The sequence below is a fragment of the Streptomyces hebeiensis genome (genome assembly GCF_052983195.1).
On the sequence record NZ_CM129812.1, the window covers coordinates 5,322,576 to 5,337,579 of the forward strand.

Consider the following 15,004-nt stretch of genomic DNA (forward strand, 5'->3'; position numbering starts at 1 on the left):
CGACCTCGGCCAGGAGGTCGGTGCCGAGAGCGGCGCGTGGGCGCGCGCGGACACGCCCGCCGAGGAGCCCGCGGCGGCGAGCCAGGACGTCGCCGGCACGCGGGCACCCCTGGACGCCCGCTTGGACGCCCGTCTGGAGCGCACCAACGAGCTGTTGCAGCGCATGCTGGCCGAGGTCGCCAAGACCCCTTCCACGCATGCCGTCTTCGTCGACGCCGGGTACGTCTACGCCGCGGCCGGACTGCTGGTCGCGGGCACCGAGGACCGGCGCTCGTTCGACCTGGACGCCGAAGGGCTGATCGAGGCGTTCATCGACAAGGCGCGGGTCATCTTCGCCGACAGCCGGCTGCTCCGCCTCTACTGGTACGACGGCGCCAGGCGCCGGATCCACACCCCCGAACAGCAGGCGATCGCCGAACTCCCGGACGTCAAGGTCAGACTCGGCAACCTGAACGCCAACAACCAGCAGAAAGGCGTCGACTCGCTGATCCGCTCCGACCTGGAATCCCTCGCCAGGCACCGTGCCATCAGCGACGCGGCGCTGATCGGCGGGGACGAGGACCTCGTGTCGGCCGTCGAGGCCGCACAGGGATACGGGGCCCGGGTCCACCTCTGGGGCATCGAGGCCGGCGAGGGACGCAACCAGGCCGAGCCCCTGCTGTGGGAGGTCGACAGCCAGCGCACCTTCGACCTCGACTTCTGCAAGCCGTACGTCACACGCCGCCCGGTCACGACGTACGAGCACGAGGGCGAGCCGCCGCCCTCCCGCGAGCAGGTCCGCTTCGTGGGCGCGCGGATCGCCGCGACCTGGCTGGCGGAGCGCGGCAGCGAGGCGATGGCGGAACTGCTGCCGGGCCATCCGTACCTGCCGGGGCCGGTGGACCAGGACCTGCTGATCGAGGCGGAGAAACTGCTCCAGCGGTCCCTGCGAGGACACGCGATGCTGCGCCGCGCGCTCAGGGACGGCTTCTGGCAGCACCTTCAGGCGCAGTTCTGATCAACCGTGATTAATCCTGATCGATGCTGCTCAACCTCGACCGGTTCTGACTGACCGGTACCGGCTCACCGGTTTCGTCGGCGGGATCGGTGCGGGTCGGCGCGGGCGGCGAGGGCGGCGAGGGCGGCGCGTGCGGGCAACGGTCAGTGACCTCCGTAACGCCCGTCCCAGAAGTCCGTCAGCGCCGCCGCGGTCTCCCGTGGCCGGTCGGTGTTCGGCGAGTGCTGGGCGCCCGTGACGACCGTCCTGCGGGCCCCGAGCCGCTGGGCCATCGAGTCCAGTTGGGGCAGCGGCCAGGTGTCGTCCTGCTCGCCCGAGACCACGTGCTTGGGCAGCGAGACCACGGCGGCCAGTTCGTCCACCCGGTCCGGCTCCACGGTCAGCTGGCGGCCGGTGGCGATCAGCTGGGCCGGGTTGGTGAGCAGCCATCGCCTGCGCAGGTCGGCGCCGTCGACCGGGGTCTCCTCGGGCGGGTCGAGCGCGCGCATGGCCGACCACACCTGTTCCATCGAGAGGGTGGCGAGCGCGTCGCTGAGCACCCTGACCCGCTGCCGCTGCGTCTCGGAGATCGCGCCGGGCCCCGAGGACAGCAGCGTGAGCGTGAGGAACGGGGCACGGTCGACCAGGACGGCGGCGCGGGCGATCTGCCCGCCGAGCGAGTGCCCGAGGAGGTGGACCCGGGTGTCGAGGGCCTCCGCCTGCGCCAGCACGTCGGCGGCCAGCTCGCCCTGGGCGTACGCCTCCTCGGTGTCCGGCCCCTCGGTCTCGTACTGGCCGCGGCCGTCCACGGCGACGGCGCGGTAACCCGCCTCGGTGATCGGCTCCAGCAGCGCGATGAAGTCCTCCTTGCTGCCGGTGAACCCGGGCAGCAGCAGGACGGTCCCCTGGGGCTCCCCGGCCGGTCGCGCGTCGAGCACGGCGAACCGCCCGCGGCGGGTCGACAGGCCGTGGACGCGAGCGCAAGGGGGCGGGGCGAAGGTGGGTGGCCGGCTCATGTGACGAGGTTAGAGCGTGCCGGACGGCCCGGAACGCCGGGGACCGGCATCGCCCGGCCGGCCGCTCGCCCCCGCCGCACGGCCCGACAGGGCGGTGTCGCGCGAGCGTGCCCGTGGTGCCGTGGGCCCGGGGCGGAACCGTACGCCCGTCGGTGAGGCCTCGTCCCCACCGCCTTCGTACGCCGATGGCCCGGCCACCCCTCGCGGGGCGCCGGGCCATCGTGCGGTGTGCCGCGCCGGGCGCGGCGGGCGGCTCAGCCCCCGGCCGCGGCCTTACGGGCGGTGCTCCGGGTCGTACGGCGACGCGGTGCGGGTGCGGCCTCCGGCGCCTCGGCCTCGGCCGTGGTTCCGGCCGCCGATCCGGACGCGGTCCCCTCCGCCGCCGCTGCCTTCGGCTTCGTGGCGCGGGTACGACGGCGGGGCTTGGCGGGCTCCCCGGCGGTCGCCTCGGCCGCCACCGTCGCCTCGGCCGTCTCGGCGGCCTTGTCCGTCCCGGCCGGGGCCTCCACCGACTCGGCCTTCGGCTTCCTGGTCCGGGTCGTACGGCGGCGCGGCGCGGGCTCCTCGGCCGGTGCCTCGTCGGCCGGCGGCGTCACGACCGCGGCCTCCGCGACGACGGTCCCGGCTGTCTCGGTCGTCTGCGCCGCCTCTGCCGCCTCTCCCGTCCGGGCGCTCGGCTTCGCGGCACGGGTACGGCGGCGGCGCGGCGCGGGCGCCGCCTCCGGCTCCTCGGCCTTGGCCTCGGCCGCCGGTGCGGTCGCCGCCTCGACGGCGACGCTCTCCACGCCGGTCGTCTCCAGGTCCGTGGCCGGCACGGCCGCGTCGGCGGGGGCGACGGCACCCGCGCGGGTACGGCGCCGGCGGCGCGGGGTGCGCGGCCGGTCGGCCTGCTCCACGCCGCTCTCCTCGCTATCCGACGCCGCCACGGCGGTGGCGCTGGGCCCCCCCGCTGGGGAGACCGTCGTGTCCTGCTGTACCGCGTCGGCGGATTCCACCGGCGCACCGCCACGCGTACGGCGGCGCCGGCGCGGCGTACGCGTCGGCGCGGGGCGTTCCTCCCGTACGGCGGTGGCCGCGGACCTGCGGCCCCGGCCGCCCGTCTCACCGAGGTCCTCGACCCGCTCGGCCGACAGACCGGCCCGGGTGCGCTCGGCGCGCGGCAGGACGCCCTTGGTCCCGGCCGGGATGCGCAGCTCCTCGAACAGGTGCGGGGAGGTCGAGTACGTCTCCGGCGGGTCCGGGAAACCGAGGCCCAGCGCCTTGTCGATCAGCTGCCAGCGCGGGATGTCGTCCCAGTCCACGAGCGTGACGGCCGTACCGGACGCACCCGCCCGGCCCGTGCGCCCGATGCGGTGGAGGTAGGTCTTCTCCTCCTCGGGCGACTGGTAGTTGATGACGTGCGTCACGCCCTCGACGTCGATACCCCGGGCGGCGACGTCGGTGCAGACCAGGACGTCCACCTTGCCGTTGCGGAACGCCCGCAGGGCCTGCTCGCGCGCGCCCTGGCCCAGGTCGCCGTGGACCGCGCCGGCGGCGAAGCCGCGCTGCGCGAGCTGGTCGGCGATGTCCGCGGCCGTGCGCTTGGTGCGGCAGAAGATCATCGCGAGCCCGCGGCCCTCGGCCTGGAGGATGCGCGCGACCATCTCCGGCTTGTCCATCGAGTGGGCCCGGTAGACGTGCTGCGTCGTGTTGGCGACGGTCGCGCCCTCGTCGTCCGGCGAGGTGGCGCTGATGTGCGTGGGCTGCGACATGTAACGGCGGGCGAGGCCGATGACCGCGCCCGGCATGGTCGCGGAGAACAGCATCGTCTGGCGCTTGGCCGGCAGCAGCTGGATGATCTTCTCGACGTCCGGCAGGAAGCCCAGGTCGAGCATCTCGTCGGCCTCGTCCAGGACGAGGGCGCGCACGTGCGAGAGGTCGAGCTTCTTCTGGCCCGCGAGGTCGAGCAGCCGGCCCGGTGTGCCGACAATCACATCGACGCCCTTCTTCAGGGCCTCGACCTGCGGCTCGTAGGCACGGCCGCCGTAGATCGCCAGGACGCGGACGTTGCGCACCTTGCCGGCCGTCAGCAGGTCATTGGTGACCTGCGTGCACAGCTCGCGGGTGGGGACGACGACGAGCGCCTGCGGCGCGTTCGTCAGGTCGTCGGGCCCGGCCCGGCCGGACTCCACGTCCGCCGGGACGGTGACGCGCTCCAGGAGCGGCAGGCCGAAGCCGAGCGTCTTGCCGGTGCCGGTCTTCGCCTGGCCGATGACGTCGGTCCCCGAAAGGGCGACGGGGAGTGTCATCTCCTGGATGGGGAACGGGGAAACGATGCCGACGGCTTCGAGGGCTTCGGCGGTCTCGGGGAGGATTCCGAGTTCTCGGAAGGTAGTAGTCAGGGTGCTGCCTTGTCTGTGAGACGCGGCGCGAGGCGAACGCTGGGGGTCGTACCGCGCTTGGTACTCGGCCGGCCGTGGATTGGCCGGATGGCGCGGGACCACTGCCGTCGCTTCGAGCTCTCGTGCCGCTGAGGGGCCCCTCTGCGGCGGTCGTACGCTGCTGTGCGCACGGTCCGCGCGGAGGGCTGTCGGGTCGGAGCCGATCGGGCCACCGACCGGGCATCCTCATGGGCTCGTCCAGCGGCTTCCCGTAACGGAAACCCACCGGACCAACACTGCGATGGCCCGCCGGTAAACGGCAGGCGCATTATCACTGTACCCCGGAATCGCGCATGTGTGTTGGGCGAATTCCTCGAAACGGTGTCGTATCGGTGTCTGACCAGCCCCTTACGGGTCACGGTGGGCGGGCTATTCTGCGCTTCATGGAGACGCCCGACCACGCCGATCACGCCGCCGCCCCCTCCGCCGCCGCGGACCCCGCGGAATCCGCCGCCTCGTCCGCTTCCCGGCCCGACGCCGTGCGACACACCGGGATCGCCGCCCAGGACTGGGCGACGGCCTCCGCGGAGCCCCAGTACCGCGCCGCGGTGGTGGACCTGCTCGGGGCGCTCGCCTACGGCGAGCTGGCGGCCTTCGAGCGCCTCGCCGAGGACGCCAAGCTCGCGCCGACCCTGGCCGACAAGGCCGCGCTGGCGAAGATGGCCACCGCGGAGTTCCATCACTTCGAGCAGTTGAGCGACCGGCTCCGGGCGATCGACGCGGAGCCGAACGGCGCGATGGAGCCGTTCGCCAAGGCGTTCGCCGACTTCCACCGCCAGACCGCGCCCTCGGACTGGCTGGAGGGCCTGGTCAAGGCGTACGTCGGCGATTCGATCGCCAGCGACTTCTACCGGGAGGTGGCCGCCCGGCTCGACAGTGACACCCGCGCGCTGGTGCTGGCCGTGCTCGACGACACCGGGCACGGCAACTTCGCCGTGGAGAAGGTGCGGGCCGCGATCGAGGCGGAGCCCCGGGTGGGCGGTCGGCTCGCGCTCTGGGCGCGACGGCTGATGGGCGAGGCGCTCTCACAGGCGCAGCGCGTGGCCGCGGAGCGCGACGCGCTGTCCACGATGCTGGTGGGCGGGGTGGCGGACGGCTTCGATCTCGCGGAGGTCGGCCGGATGTTCTCCCGGATCACCGAGGCCCACACCAAGCGGATGGCGGCGCTGGGCCTGGCGGCCTGACCCGGGCGGACGGCGGACCGGGGCGGACCGGCGTCCCGTCCGCGCCCGTGCGGGGCTCCGCGCACCCTTCGCTCCCGCGCCGCCTTCGGGCCGGGACCGGCCTCGCGGCGCCTGGCTCCGAGGCGCCTGGCTCCGAGGCGCCGCGCGGCCTTCGGGCAGGCCGTCGCCGTCAGGAAGGCATGACCTGCCGCAGCCGGCGGCTCGTGGGCCGGATCAGCAGCGACAGCAGCACCGCACCCACCAGCAGGGCGCCGGCGAGCGTGGCGAGCACATGCCCGGGGCCGAGCGCCATGTGGGTCAGATACGCCCCGAAGAGGGAACCGAGCGGTCCCGTGGTGAACACCGTGCGGTGAGAGGGGAGCCGGTGGGGCAGGAGGCGGGCCGCGGCCCAGGAGAGACCGAGTCCGAAGAGGACCGCTCCGAGGACTTCCCAGATCACCGTTGATCACCTCATGACGCCGGGTGGGCTTGCCGGTACGGGCTTTTGTGAAGCCCAGCATGTCACTACCCGTGGCGCGGCGCGGGCAACCCTCGTACGGCTGTCCGCCGCACGCGAAGGGACGGCCCGGCGGGGGTCTCCCGCCGGGCCGTCCCGGAAATGCCGCGCCCGGGCCCCGGCACTGGTGCCGGGGCCCGGGCGGTGTGGCCTACAGCGCGCCGAAGCCGACCCGCCGTGTCGTCTGCTCACCGATCTCCACATAGGCGAGCCGCTCGGCCGGTACGAGGACCTTGCGGCCCTTCTCGTCCGTCAGGCTGAGCAGCTGCGCCTTGCCGGCCAGCGCGTCGCCCACGGCACGCTCGACCTCCTCGGCGGACTGCCCGCTCTCCAGAACGATCTCCCGGGGCGCGTGCTGCACGCCGATCTTGACCTCCACGGCTATGTCCCTCCGAACGGTCAGTGCGGTGCGCGGTCAGCCGCGCGGTACCCAGCACACATTAGCCGGGCGCGGCCCCGGGCAAGACGCCCAGGTGAACGCCCGCAGCGAACACGCGGGGCGACCCGTGCCGTGACACGCGGGGGCGGACGGGACGAGCCCGTTCAGTGCGGCTCGCCGCCGTGCAGCGGGAAGCCCGCGATACCGCGCCATGCCAGCGAGGTCAGCAGGCCGACGGCCCGCTCGCGGGGGATGCCCGACCCGCTGGAGAGCCAGTACCGGGCCACCACCTGGGAGACCCCGCCGAGGCCGACGGCCAGCAGCATGGACTCCTCCGTGGACAGGCCCGTGTCCTCGGCGATCACGTCGGAGATGGCCTCGGCGCACTGGAGGGAGACCCGGTCCACCCGTTCCCGTACGGCGGGCTCGTTCGTCAGGTCCGACTCGAACACGAGCCGGAACGCTCCGCCCTCGTCCTCCACGTACGCGAAGTACGCGTCCATCGTCGCCTCGACGCGCTGCTTGTTGTCCGTCGTGGACGCGAGGGCGGTACGGACCGCCTGGAACAGCGCCTCGCAGTGCTGGTCGAGCAGGGCGAGGTACAGCTCGAGCTTGCCGGGGAAGTGCTGGTAGAGCACGGGCTTGCTGACGCCGGCCCGCTCGGCGATGTCGTCCATCGCGGCGGCGTGGTACCCCTGCGCGACGAACACTTCCTGAGCCGCGCCCAGCAGCTGGTTACGTCGGGCGCGACGCGGCAGTCGCGTGCCCCGCGGGCGCGCTGCCTCGGTCTGCTCTATGGCTGTCACGCCGCCTCCCAAATGTCGATCCGTGCGCGCTGTGCGCAGCCAGGCCATCGTACTTTTGGGTAACGGGGGCGCGCGTGGTGAGGGCGCACAATTTCACACAGTGGTCGACGGACCGGCGGCAGGGCCCGGGCGGGCGGCGACGGGGCCCGAGCCGGCCGAGGGGCCCGGGGGCCGCCCGCCCGTGCCGGGCGGCCCTGACGCGTCCGACGGCGCGCACCGGCCTTCGGCGGTACGCGTCTCAGCGATACGCGTCCTCGTCCTCGTCCTCGTCCGCCCCGACGGCCCGCGCCTGCTCCACCGCGTCCGCCTCGTTCGCCGTCGACGGGTCGATGCGGGTCAGGGATTCCTCTTCGGTGTCCCGTACCGCCGTGCGCTGTTCCATCGCGTCCGCCTCCGGCACCTCGGCCGACAGTTCGGCTTCGGCCTGCTCGGCGGGGCGGTCGTTCGCGTCGGAGTTCGCGGAGTACTCGGCGTACTCGAAGTCCTCGGGGGGCCGGGAATCCGTGGGATCGACCGACATGCGGTGCCCTCTCTCTCGCTCTCGTGTCTCTCGTCTCTTCTCTCGCGCCTCTCCTCCGGCGTCTGCCCGTCTTTCGAGCCTAGGAGTCATGGTTCGCGTACGCCAGGCGGCTCGGACCTGTGACGGCGACCACACGGAAGGAGTGTGATCGTCTCGTAACATTGCCGCATGTCCTCGACCGAGCTGCCCGAATCCGTCGCCGCCGCCGTGGACCCCCGGGTCAGTCCCGTACGGGTCGCGGAGGGGGAGACGCTGCGGTCCGTGGTGCTGCCCGGGCTCACGCTGGCCGTCCGGTCGCGGTCCGCGACCGCGGCGGCGGCGCCGCCCGCGCTGTACGTGCACGGGCTGGGCGGGTCGTCGCAGAACTGGTCCGCGCTGATGCCGCTCCTCGCGGACCGGGTGGACGGGGAGGCCGTCGACCTGCCCGGGTTCGGAGACTCACCGCCGCCCGACGACGGCGACTACTCCGTGACCGGGCACGCCCGTGCCGTGATCCGGCTGCTCGACGCCGGCGGGCGCGGGCCCGTGCACCTCTTCGGCAATTCCCTCGGCGGTTCGGTCGCCACCTGCGTCGCGGCGGCGCGGCCCGACCTCGTGCGCACACTCACCCTCGTCTCGCCCGCGCTGCCGGAGATCCGCGTGCAGCGCACGGCCTGGCCCACGGCGCTGATGGCGGTGCCCGGGATGACCGGCCTGCTCGGGCGCCTCAGCCGCGACTGGACGGCGGAGCAGCGCACGCGCGGGATACTGGCGCTCTGTTACGGCGACCCTTCCCTCGTCTCCGAGGAGGAACTCGGGCACGCGGTACGGGAGATGGAGCGCCGGCTTCAACTGCCCTACTTCTGGGACGCGATGACACGCTCGACGCGCGGTATCGTCAACGCGTACACGCTGGGCGGTCAGCACGGACTGTGGCGGCGTGCCGAGCGGGTGCTGGCACCCACACTGCTGGTGTACGGCGGGCGGGACCAGCTCGTCGCGTACCGTATGGCCCGCAAGGCGTCGGCCGCGTTCCGCGATTCCCGGCTGCTGACTCTCCCGGACGCGGGGCACGTCGCCATGATGGAGTACCCACGGGAGGTCGCGCGGGCCTGCCGGGAACTCATCGACGACTACGACAGGAGCTGATCCGGCGCGTGGGACGACACAGCCGCAAGAGCTCCGCACCCGAGGGCGCGGCCGGCCCCCCGGCCGACGGACGCCCGCCCGATCCGGCGGCGCCCGGCAGCGGACGGCGCCGGCGCTTCAGAGCCGGGCCGGCGGCGGCGCCTCGGGCAGCGGGGCCGGGTGACACCGCCGTACGCGACATCCCGGCCGGTGGCCCGCCCGTACGCGACACCCCCGCTCACGGCACTCCCGCCCACGGCGTCCCGCAGGTGCGCGGGGGCCACCCCGAGCAGCGGGAGCGGGGCGGCGGCTGGGGCTCCGCGCAGACCCGGGAGCAGTCCGGGGAGCCCCGGATCCGGGAGCAGGTCCGGGAGCGCCACGACGGCCCGCAGGGGGCCGCCCGGCGTCCGTCCGGTCCCGGCGGCACGGCCGCACCGGCCCGTGAGACACGTCCCCCCGGACCGCGTCCTTCCGGACCGGGGTCCTCGGAGGCCTCTCCCCCCGACACCGGTGCCCCCCTGATACCGGGGCCGCGCCGGGAGTTCGTCGACGCGTTCGACTCCGACGCCTTCGGCGCACCGTCCCCGCGCGCCCTCTCCCGGGAGACCGCTCCCGCGGACTTCTCCCCGCCCGGCGGCGCCGCGGGCCGGGAGAACGCCGAACAGAACGCCGAACAGAGCGACCACGCCGCGAGCGGCAAGGGCGGTAAGGGCGGCAAGGGCCTCACGTACACGGGGGTCGTCGCCGCCGCGGTCACCACCGTCCTCGCGGTGGTCGTGGCCGGGCAGGTCGCGGACGGCGGAGGCGACCCGCGCGGTGCGCGGGCGGCCGGGGACTCCGGCCGCGGCGGTGCGAGCGAGGATGCTTCCCGCTCGGACGGCCGTGGCGCGCCCGACGGGCAGACCGGACGGCAGACCGCCGTACAGGCCCCGCCCGGCTACGCCGAGTTGATGGCGCGCCAGTTCCCGGCGGCGGCCGTGGCGAACGGCACCGGAGAGTTCGCCGCCGTACCGGGGTTCGCCGAGGCCCCCGGCAAGGGGCGGAAGGTCCGCTACCGCGTGGACGTCGAGAAGGGGCTCGACCTGGACGCCGAGCTGTTCGCGGACGCCGTGCAGAAGACGCTGAACGACGACCGGAGCTGGGCGCACAACGGCGCCATGACCTTCGAACGGATCTCCAGCGGTGAGCCCGACTTCGTGATCACGCTCGCCGGCCCGAAGACGACGGGCGTCTGGTGCGCCAAGTCCGGCCTGGACACGACCGTCGACAACGTCTCCTGCGACTCCGCCGCCACCGAACGCGTGATGATCAACGCCTTCCGCTGGGCACGGGGCGCGGAGACCTTCGGCGCCAAGGCGATGTTCCCCTACCGGCAGATGCTCATCAATCACGAGGTGGGGCACCGGCTCGGGCACAACCATGTGAACTGCCGCACGCCCGGTGAGCTCGCCCCGGTGATGCAGCAGCAGACCAAGTCGCTGGACATCGACGGGATCGAGTGCAAGCCCAATCCATGGGTCTATCCCGAGGGTTGAGACGTGCGTCTCACGATGCGTTGACATCGGCGACCCGGTCGTCCATATTTCTCGTCATGTCCACGCGCCGCGCCGTTCTTCCCGGCCACACCTTCCTGATCGAGCTGACGCTCATCGGTGTGACCGCGCTGTGCGTGGCCGACATTCACTGTCGCTGATCCCGCCGCCGGCCTCGCGTCCGGCAACCGGCCCCCGCCCCTGTTCCGGGGCGTGACGGCCTCCCCTCCCATGATGCCGCCGGCTTGTCGGCCCCGGATGCCCGTGTGCCGGGCGCTCCGGTATGCCGCGACGCGGCCGGCGCACTCGGGGGGCGGTGACCGTACGCGAGGTTGACGGCACGCGCGACCGGCCGTCCGCGGGGCGACCACAGCGGCGGACGTACGCGTGGCAGGCGTACGGAGGCGCCGTGCCCCTCCGCGGGGCTGTCGCCGTCATCGCGGTCTTCCCACGCTCCACCGGGACCCGTAAGCCTTGTTCCGCGTTTCCCGGCGTTTCCCTGAATCCAGCTCCCCCAGCCATCGAGAGGCCACCTTCCCATGCGTCAATCGTCCCGTACCTCCCGCCGCCTGGCCGCGGCAGCCGTCAGCCTGGTCGTGGCAGCGGGCGCCGCCGCCTGCGCCGGCCCCCAGGACAACGATGCCAAGGACGGCGGCGCCGGCCAGGGCGAGCCGAAAAAGGGCGGCACGCTCTCGGTGCTGAACACCGAACCGCAGAGCGACTTCGACCCGGCCCGCCTCTACACCTCGGGCGGCGGCAACGTCCCCTCGCTCGTCTTCCGCACGCTGACCACCCGCAACCGGGCCGACGGCGCGGCCGGCACCAAGGTCGTCCCCGACCTCGCCACCGACACCGGACGCCCCAACGCGGACGCCACGGAGTGGACGTACACCCTCAAGAAGGGGCTGAAGTTCGAGGACGGCACCCCCATCACCAGCGCCGACATCAAGTACGGCATCGAGCGCTCCTTCGCCGCCGAACTCTCCGGCGGCGCGCCCTACCTGCGCGACTGGCTGATCGGCGGGGCCGACTACGAGGGGCCGTACAAGGACCCCAAGGGCCTCGACTCGATCGTCACGCCCGACAAGAGAACGATCGTCTTCAAGCTGAACAAGCCCGAGGGCGACTTCCCCTTCGTGGCCACGCAGACCCAGTTCGCGCCCGTGCCGAAGAAGAAGGACACGGGTGCCAAGTACGAGGAGCACCCCGTCTCCTCCGGCCCGTACCGGGTGGTGAAGAACGAGGGTGACGGCGTCCACCTGACCCTGGAGCGCAACCCGCACTGGTCCGAGGAGACCGACGACCAGCGCCACGCCTACCCCGACCGCATCGACGTCAGGGCCGGGCTGGACGCTGCCGTCATCAACCAGCGGCTGTCCACCAGCTCCGGTGCCGACGCCGCCGCCATCACCACCGACACCAACCTCGGGCCCGCCGAACTCGCCCAGATCGGCGGCGACAAGGAACTCGCCGCGCGCGTGGGCACCGGTCACTTCGGCTACACCAACTACCTCGCCTTCAACCCGAAGGTGAAGCCGTTCGACAACGCGAAGGTGCGCCAGGCGATCGCGTACGCCATCAACCGCACCAGCGTCATCAACGCGGCCGGCGGCTCCGCCCTGGCCGAGCCCGCGACCACGTTCCTGCCCGAGCAGAAGGCGTTCGGCCACACGCCGTACGACCACTTCCCGGCCGGGAAGACCGGCAACCCGGCCAAGGCCAGGGAGCTGCTGAAGGAGGCGGGCTTCGACAAGGGCCTGACCATCTCGCTGACCCACTCCACGGTCCAGAACCGGGAGACCAGCCCCGAGGTGGCCACGGCCGTCCAGGAGGCGCTGAAGAAGGCCGGCATCACGGTCAAGCTGGTGGGCCTCGAGCAGAACGCGTTCAACGAGGCGCGCTGGAGCGGCAAGGACTCGCCCGGCTTCTACCTGTCCCGGTGGGGCGCGGACTGGCCGTCCGGCGGTCCGTTCCTGGCGCCGATCTTCGACGGCCGGCAGATCGTCGAGGACGGCTCCAACTTCAACCACGCGCTGCTGGACGACCCGGAGGTCAACAAGGAGATCGACGAGATCAACAAGCTGACCGACCTGGACGCGGCGGCGAAGCGCTGGGGCGCGCTCGACGCGAAGATCGGTGAGAAGGCCCTGGACGTGCCGCTGTTCCACCCGGTCTACAAGCGGCTGTACGGCAAGGACGTCAAGAACGTCGTGATCAGCGACTGGACCGGTGTCCTCGACATCTCGCAGGTCGCGGTCAAGTGACGACGACTCCTGAGCCACGGCTCGCCGCCGCGTCCCCGCCGGGCTCCACGCCCGCCGGGGACGCGGCGGCCCCGGTGGCGGCGGCCGCCTCGGGCGCCCGTCAGGTGTGGCGGCGGCTGCGGAGCAGGCCCTCGGCGGTCTGGTCGGCGGCCGTCCTCGGGCTGCTGGTGGTACTGGCGCTGGCCGCGCCGCTGCTGGCCGCCCTCGAGGGGCAGGACCCGGACACGTACCACGACGCGCTGGTGGACTCGGCGCGCGGCGGTGTGCCCATCGGGCCGTTCGGCGGGGTGAGCGGTGACCACTGGCTGGGGGTCGAGCCGGGCACCGGCCGCGACCTGTTCGTCCGGCTGCTCTACGGGGCCCGGGTGTCGCTGCTGGTCGCGGTCGGGGCCACGGTGGTGCAGGTGGTCATCGGCGTCCTGGTCGGCCTCGCCGCCGGGCTCGGCAACCGGCTGGTGGACTCCGTCCTCAGCCGGTTCACCGATGTGATGATCGCGCTGCCGATGCTCGTCCTGGCCATCGCGCTGACGGCCGTCGTGCCCGCCGGCTTCCCGCGCCCGGTGCTGCTCGTCCTGGTCATCGGCCTGCTCAACTGGGGTGGCACGTCCCGGATCGTCCGGGCGCAGACGCTGACCCTGAAACAGCTCGACTTCGTGGCCGCGGCGCGGCTCGGCGGCTCGGGGCGGTGGCGGGTGGCGCGGCGCGAACTGCTGCCGTCGCTCGCCGCGCCCGTCATCACCTACGCGGCGATCCTGCTGCCGTCGAACATCGTGATCGAGGCGTCCCTGTCCTTCCTGGGCGTCGGAGTGAAACCGCCGACGCCGTCCTGGGGACAGATGCTGTCGACGGCGCAGGTCTGGTTCCGGGCCGACCCGATGTACGTGCTGCTGCCGGCCGGGCTGCTGTTCGTGACCGTCCTCGCCTTCACGGTGCTGGGGGACGCGGTGCGCACGGCGCTGGATCCGCGGGCGGCCGGACGGCTGGGGGTCGGACGGCGCGGCCCGCGCGGCCCGCGCGGCCCGCGCAAGGCCGTGGCGGCGACCGGCGCGGCGCCGGAGACGACGTCCGCGACGGCTCCCGGGCCGGGGCAGGCGTCGGGCTCCGCCCCGGTCTCCGATTCCGCCGCCGCGCCCGGCCCGGCGGCCGGGCCCGCACCCCGGTCCGCGCCGGCTTCCGCTCCCCATCACCACGACGCTCCCGAGGACCCCGCTTCATGACGCGCTACCTGCTCAAACGGCTCGGCGGCGCGGCGGGCGTCCTGCTCGTGCTCTCCGTCGCCGTCTACGCGCTCTTCTACCTGGTGCCGGGCGACCCGGCCCGCCTCGCCTGCGGCGATCGCTGCTCCACACAGCAGGTCGAGCAGGTACGCGAGCGGCTCGGCCTGGAGGACTCGGTGGTCGCGCAGTACGGCGAGTTCCTGCGCGGCGTCGTCGCCGGGCGCGACTACTCCACCGGCACGGCCGTACTGCACTGCGACGCGCCCTGCCTCGGCTTCTCGTACAAGACCGATCAGCAGGTCACCCAGCTGATCCTGGAACGGGCCCCGGCCACGCTGTCGCTCGCGCTGGGCGCGATGGTGCTGTGGCTGGTCATCGGGGTGGGCACCGGCCTGCTGTCGGCGCTCCGGCGCGGCGGGATCACCGAGCGCGCGCTGACCGTGCTGACCCTCGCCGGCACCGGCACACCGGTGTTCATCCTCGGGCTGTTGCTGCTGATGCTGGTGTGCGCGTATCTGCGCTGGCTGCCCTTCCCGTCGTACGTACCGTTCACCGACGATCCCGAGCAGTGGGCGTGGAACCTGCTGCTGCCCTGGCTCACCCTCGGGCTCTACGAGAGCGCCAAATACGCGCGGCTGACGCGCGGTTCCACGCTGGAGACGCTGGCCGAGGACCACATCCGCACCTTCCGGGCCTACGGGGTCGGCGAGCGGGCGGTCGTCGCGCGGCACGCGCTCAGGGGCGCCGTACCGCCGGTCATCGCGCTCAGCGCGCTCGACTTCGGCACGATGATGGGCGGCGCGGTGCTGACCGAGTCGCTCTTCGGCATCCCCGGCGTCGGCAAGACGCTGATCGACTCGGTACGCCAGGTCGACCTGCCGGTGGTGGTCGGAGTGGTGCTGGTGGTCGGCGTGGCCGTGGTCCTGGCGAACGTGGTGGCCGACCTGCTCTACGCGGCGGCCGACCGGAGGGTGGCACTGCTGTGACGGAGCTCAACGACGCGCCGGAGCCGAACGATCCGACGGAGCCGGGCGGACCGACGGAGCCTGGCGGACCGACGCGGACGCCAACGGATCCCGGTACGGCG

Annotated in this window: 14 protein-coding genes; 8 read left to right on the plus strand and 6 right to left on the minus strand. The window is 73.3% G+C overall.

The window, feature by feature from the left end; translation table 11 throughout:
• Positions 1–163 precede the first annotated feature (163 nt).
• On the plus strand, positions 164–997 hold the full coding sequence (locus ACU6P3_RS22930; RefSeq protein ID WP_234314965.1) for an NYN domain-containing protein: 834 nt from the start codon (positions 164–166) through the stop codon (positions 995–997).
• A gap of 143 nt (positions 998–1,140) precedes the next feature.
• Here the strand turns inward: ACU6P3_RS22930 and ACU6P3_RS22935 are convergent, their stop codons facing one another.
• Together ACU6P3_RS22935 and ACU6P3_RS22940 are read right to left on the minus strand one after the other, a co-directional pair.
• Positions 1,141–1,992, minus strand: a complete 852-nt coding sequence (locus ACU6P3_RS22935) for an alpha/beta fold hydrolase (protein ID WP_447193912.1) — start codon at positions 1,990–1,992, stop codon at positions 1,141–1,143.
• Positions 1,993–2,246: 254 nt separating this feature from the next.
• Positions 2,247–4,280 (minus strand): DEAD/DEAH box helicase, encoded by a 2,034-nt coding sequence (locus ACU6P3_RS22940; RefSeq protein WP_447193913.1) that lies wholly within the window; start codon positions 4,278–4,280, stop codon positions 2,247–2,249.
• Between the two features lie 506 nt (positions 4,281–4,786).
• Here ACU6P3_RS22940 and ACU6P3_RS22945 point away from each other — a divergent pair.
• Complete coding sequence (locus ACU6P3_RS22945; RefSeq protein WP_447198023.1) at positions 4,787–5,596, plus strand: ferritin-like fold-containing protein; 810 nt, start codon at positions 4,787–4,789, stop codon at positions 5,594–5,596.
• Positions 5,597–5,765: 169 nt separating this feature from the next.
• Here ACU6P3_RS22945 and ACU6P3_RS22950 read toward each other — a convergent pair whose 3' ends face one another.
• The 4 genes from ACU6P3_RS22950 to ACU6P3_RS22965 form a co-directional block, all read right to left on the minus strand.
• The gene (locus ACU6P3_RS22950; RefSeq protein ID WP_447193914.1) at positions 5,766–6,035 is read right to left on the minus strand and encodes a hypothetical protein; all 270 of its coding nucleotides are present in this window, start codon (positions 6,033–6,035) and stop codon (positions 5,766–5,768) included.
• Between the two features lie 208 nt (positions 6,036–6,243).
• A complete protein-coding gene (locus ACU6P3_RS22955) occupies positions 6,244–6,471 on the minus strand; it encodes a DUF3107 domain-containing protein (protein WP_030754850.1) in 228 nt (75 codons plus the stop codon).
• A 164-nt stretch (positions 6,472–6,635) separates the two neighbouring features.
• A complete protein-coding gene (locus tag ACU6P3_RS22960; protein ID WP_030754851.1) occupies positions 6,636–7,277 on the minus strand; it encodes a TetR/AcrR family transcriptional regulator in 642 nt (213 codons plus the stop codon).
• Positions 7,278–7,515: 238 nt separating this feature from the next.
• Positions 7,516–7,797: an Rv3202a family protein gene (locus ACU6P3_RS22965; protein WP_447193915.1), complete on the minus strand. Its 282-nt coding sequence runs from the start codon at positions 7,795–7,797 to the stop codon at positions 7,516–7,518.
• A gap of 168 nt (positions 7,798–7,965) precedes the next feature.
• Here ACU6P3_RS22965 and ACU6P3_RS22970 point away from each other — a divergent pair, with 168 nt between their 5' ends.
• The 6 genes from ACU6P3_RS22970 to ACU6P3_RS22995 all read left to right on the plus strand — a co-directional run bounded on the left by ACU6P3_RS22970 (position 7,966) and on the right by ACU6P3_RS22995 (position 14,903).
• The gene (locus tag ACU6P3_RS22970) at positions 7,966–8,925 is read left to right on the plus strand and encodes an alpha/beta fold hydrolase (RefSeq protein WP_447193916.1); all 960 of its coding nucleotides are present in this window, start codon (positions 7,966–7,968) and stop codon (positions 8,923–8,925) included.
• Positions 8,926–8,933: 8 nt separating this feature from the next.
• Positions 8,934–10,439: a DUF3152 domain-containing protein gene (locus ACU6P3_RS22975; protein ID WP_447193917.1), complete on the plus strand. Its 1,506-nt coding sequence runs from the start codon at positions 8,934–8,936 to the stop codon at positions 10,437–10,439.
• A gap of 56 nt (positions 10,440–10,495) precedes the next feature.
• Positions 10,496–10,597 carry an Ms4533A family Cys-rich leader peptide gene (locus tag ACU6P3_RS22980; protein WP_324604757.1) on the plus strand — a complete coding sequence of 34 codons (102 nt, stop codon included), beginning with the start codon at positions 10,496–10,498 and terminating at the stop codon, positions 10,595–10,597.
• A 378-nt stretch (positions 10,598–10,975) separates the two neighbouring features.
• Positions 10,976–12,700 (plus strand): ABC transporter substrate-binding protein, encoded by a 1,725-nt coding sequence (locus tag ACU6P3_RS22985; RefSeq protein ID WP_447193918.1) that lies wholly within the window; start codon positions 10,976–10,978, stop codon positions 12,698–12,700.
• A 74-nt stretch (positions 12,701–12,774) separates the two neighbouring features.
• A complete protein-coding gene (locus ACU6P3_RS22990; RefSeq protein WP_447198024.1) occupies positions 12,775–13,917 on the plus strand; it encodes an ABC transporter permease in 1,143 nt (380 codons plus the stop codon).
• Positions 13,914–14,903, plus strand: coding sequence for an ABC transporter permease (locus ACU6P3_RS22995; protein WP_030754862.1), 990 nt, complete (start codon positions 13,914–13,916; stop codon positions 14,901–14,903). The genes ACU6P3_RS22990 and ACU6P3_RS22995 overlap by 4 nt, the downstream gene beginning before the upstream one ends.
• The last annotated feature ends 101 nt before the right edge of the window (positions 14,904–15,004 follow it).

What these genes read in the sequence shown, in the direction of transcription:
- ACU6P3_RS22965 (WP_447193915.1), bottom strand. Translation starts at nt 7,797, where the DNA reads ATGTCGGTCGATCCCACGGATTCCCGGCCCCCCGAGGACTTCGAGTAC.
- ACU6P3_RS22930 (WP_234314965.1), top strand. Translation starts at nt 164, where the DNA reads ATGCTGGCCGAGGTCGCCAAGACCCCTTCCACGCATGCCGTCTTCGTC.
- ACU6P3_RS22940 (WP_447193913.1), bottom strand. Translation starts at nt 4,280, where the DNA reads ATGACACTCCCCGTCGCCCTTTCGGGGACCGACGTCATCGGCCAGGCG.
- ACU6P3_RS22935 (WP_447193912.1), bottom strand. Translation starts at nt 1,992, where the DNA reads ATGAGCCGGCCACCCACCTTCGCCCCGCCCCCTTGCGCTCGCGTCCAC.
- ACU6P3_RS22980 (WP_324604757.1), top strand. Translation starts at nt 10,496, where the DNA reads ATGTCCACGCGCCGCGCCGTTCTTCCCGGCCACACCTTCCTGATCGAG.
- ACU6P3_RS22970 (WP_447193916.1), top strand. Translation starts at nt 7,966, where the DNA reads ATGTCCTCGACCGAGCTGCCCGAATCCGTCGCCGCCGCCGTGGACCCC.
- ACU6P3_RS22995 (WP_030754862.1), top strand. Translation starts at nt 13,914, where the DNA reads ATGACGCGCTACCTGCTCAAACGGCTCGGCGGCGCGGCGGGCGTCCTG.
- ACU6P3_RS22985 (WP_447193918.1), top strand. Translation starts at nt 10,976, where the DNA reads ATGCGTCAATCGTCCCGTACCTCCCGCCGCCTGGCCGCGGCAGCCGTC.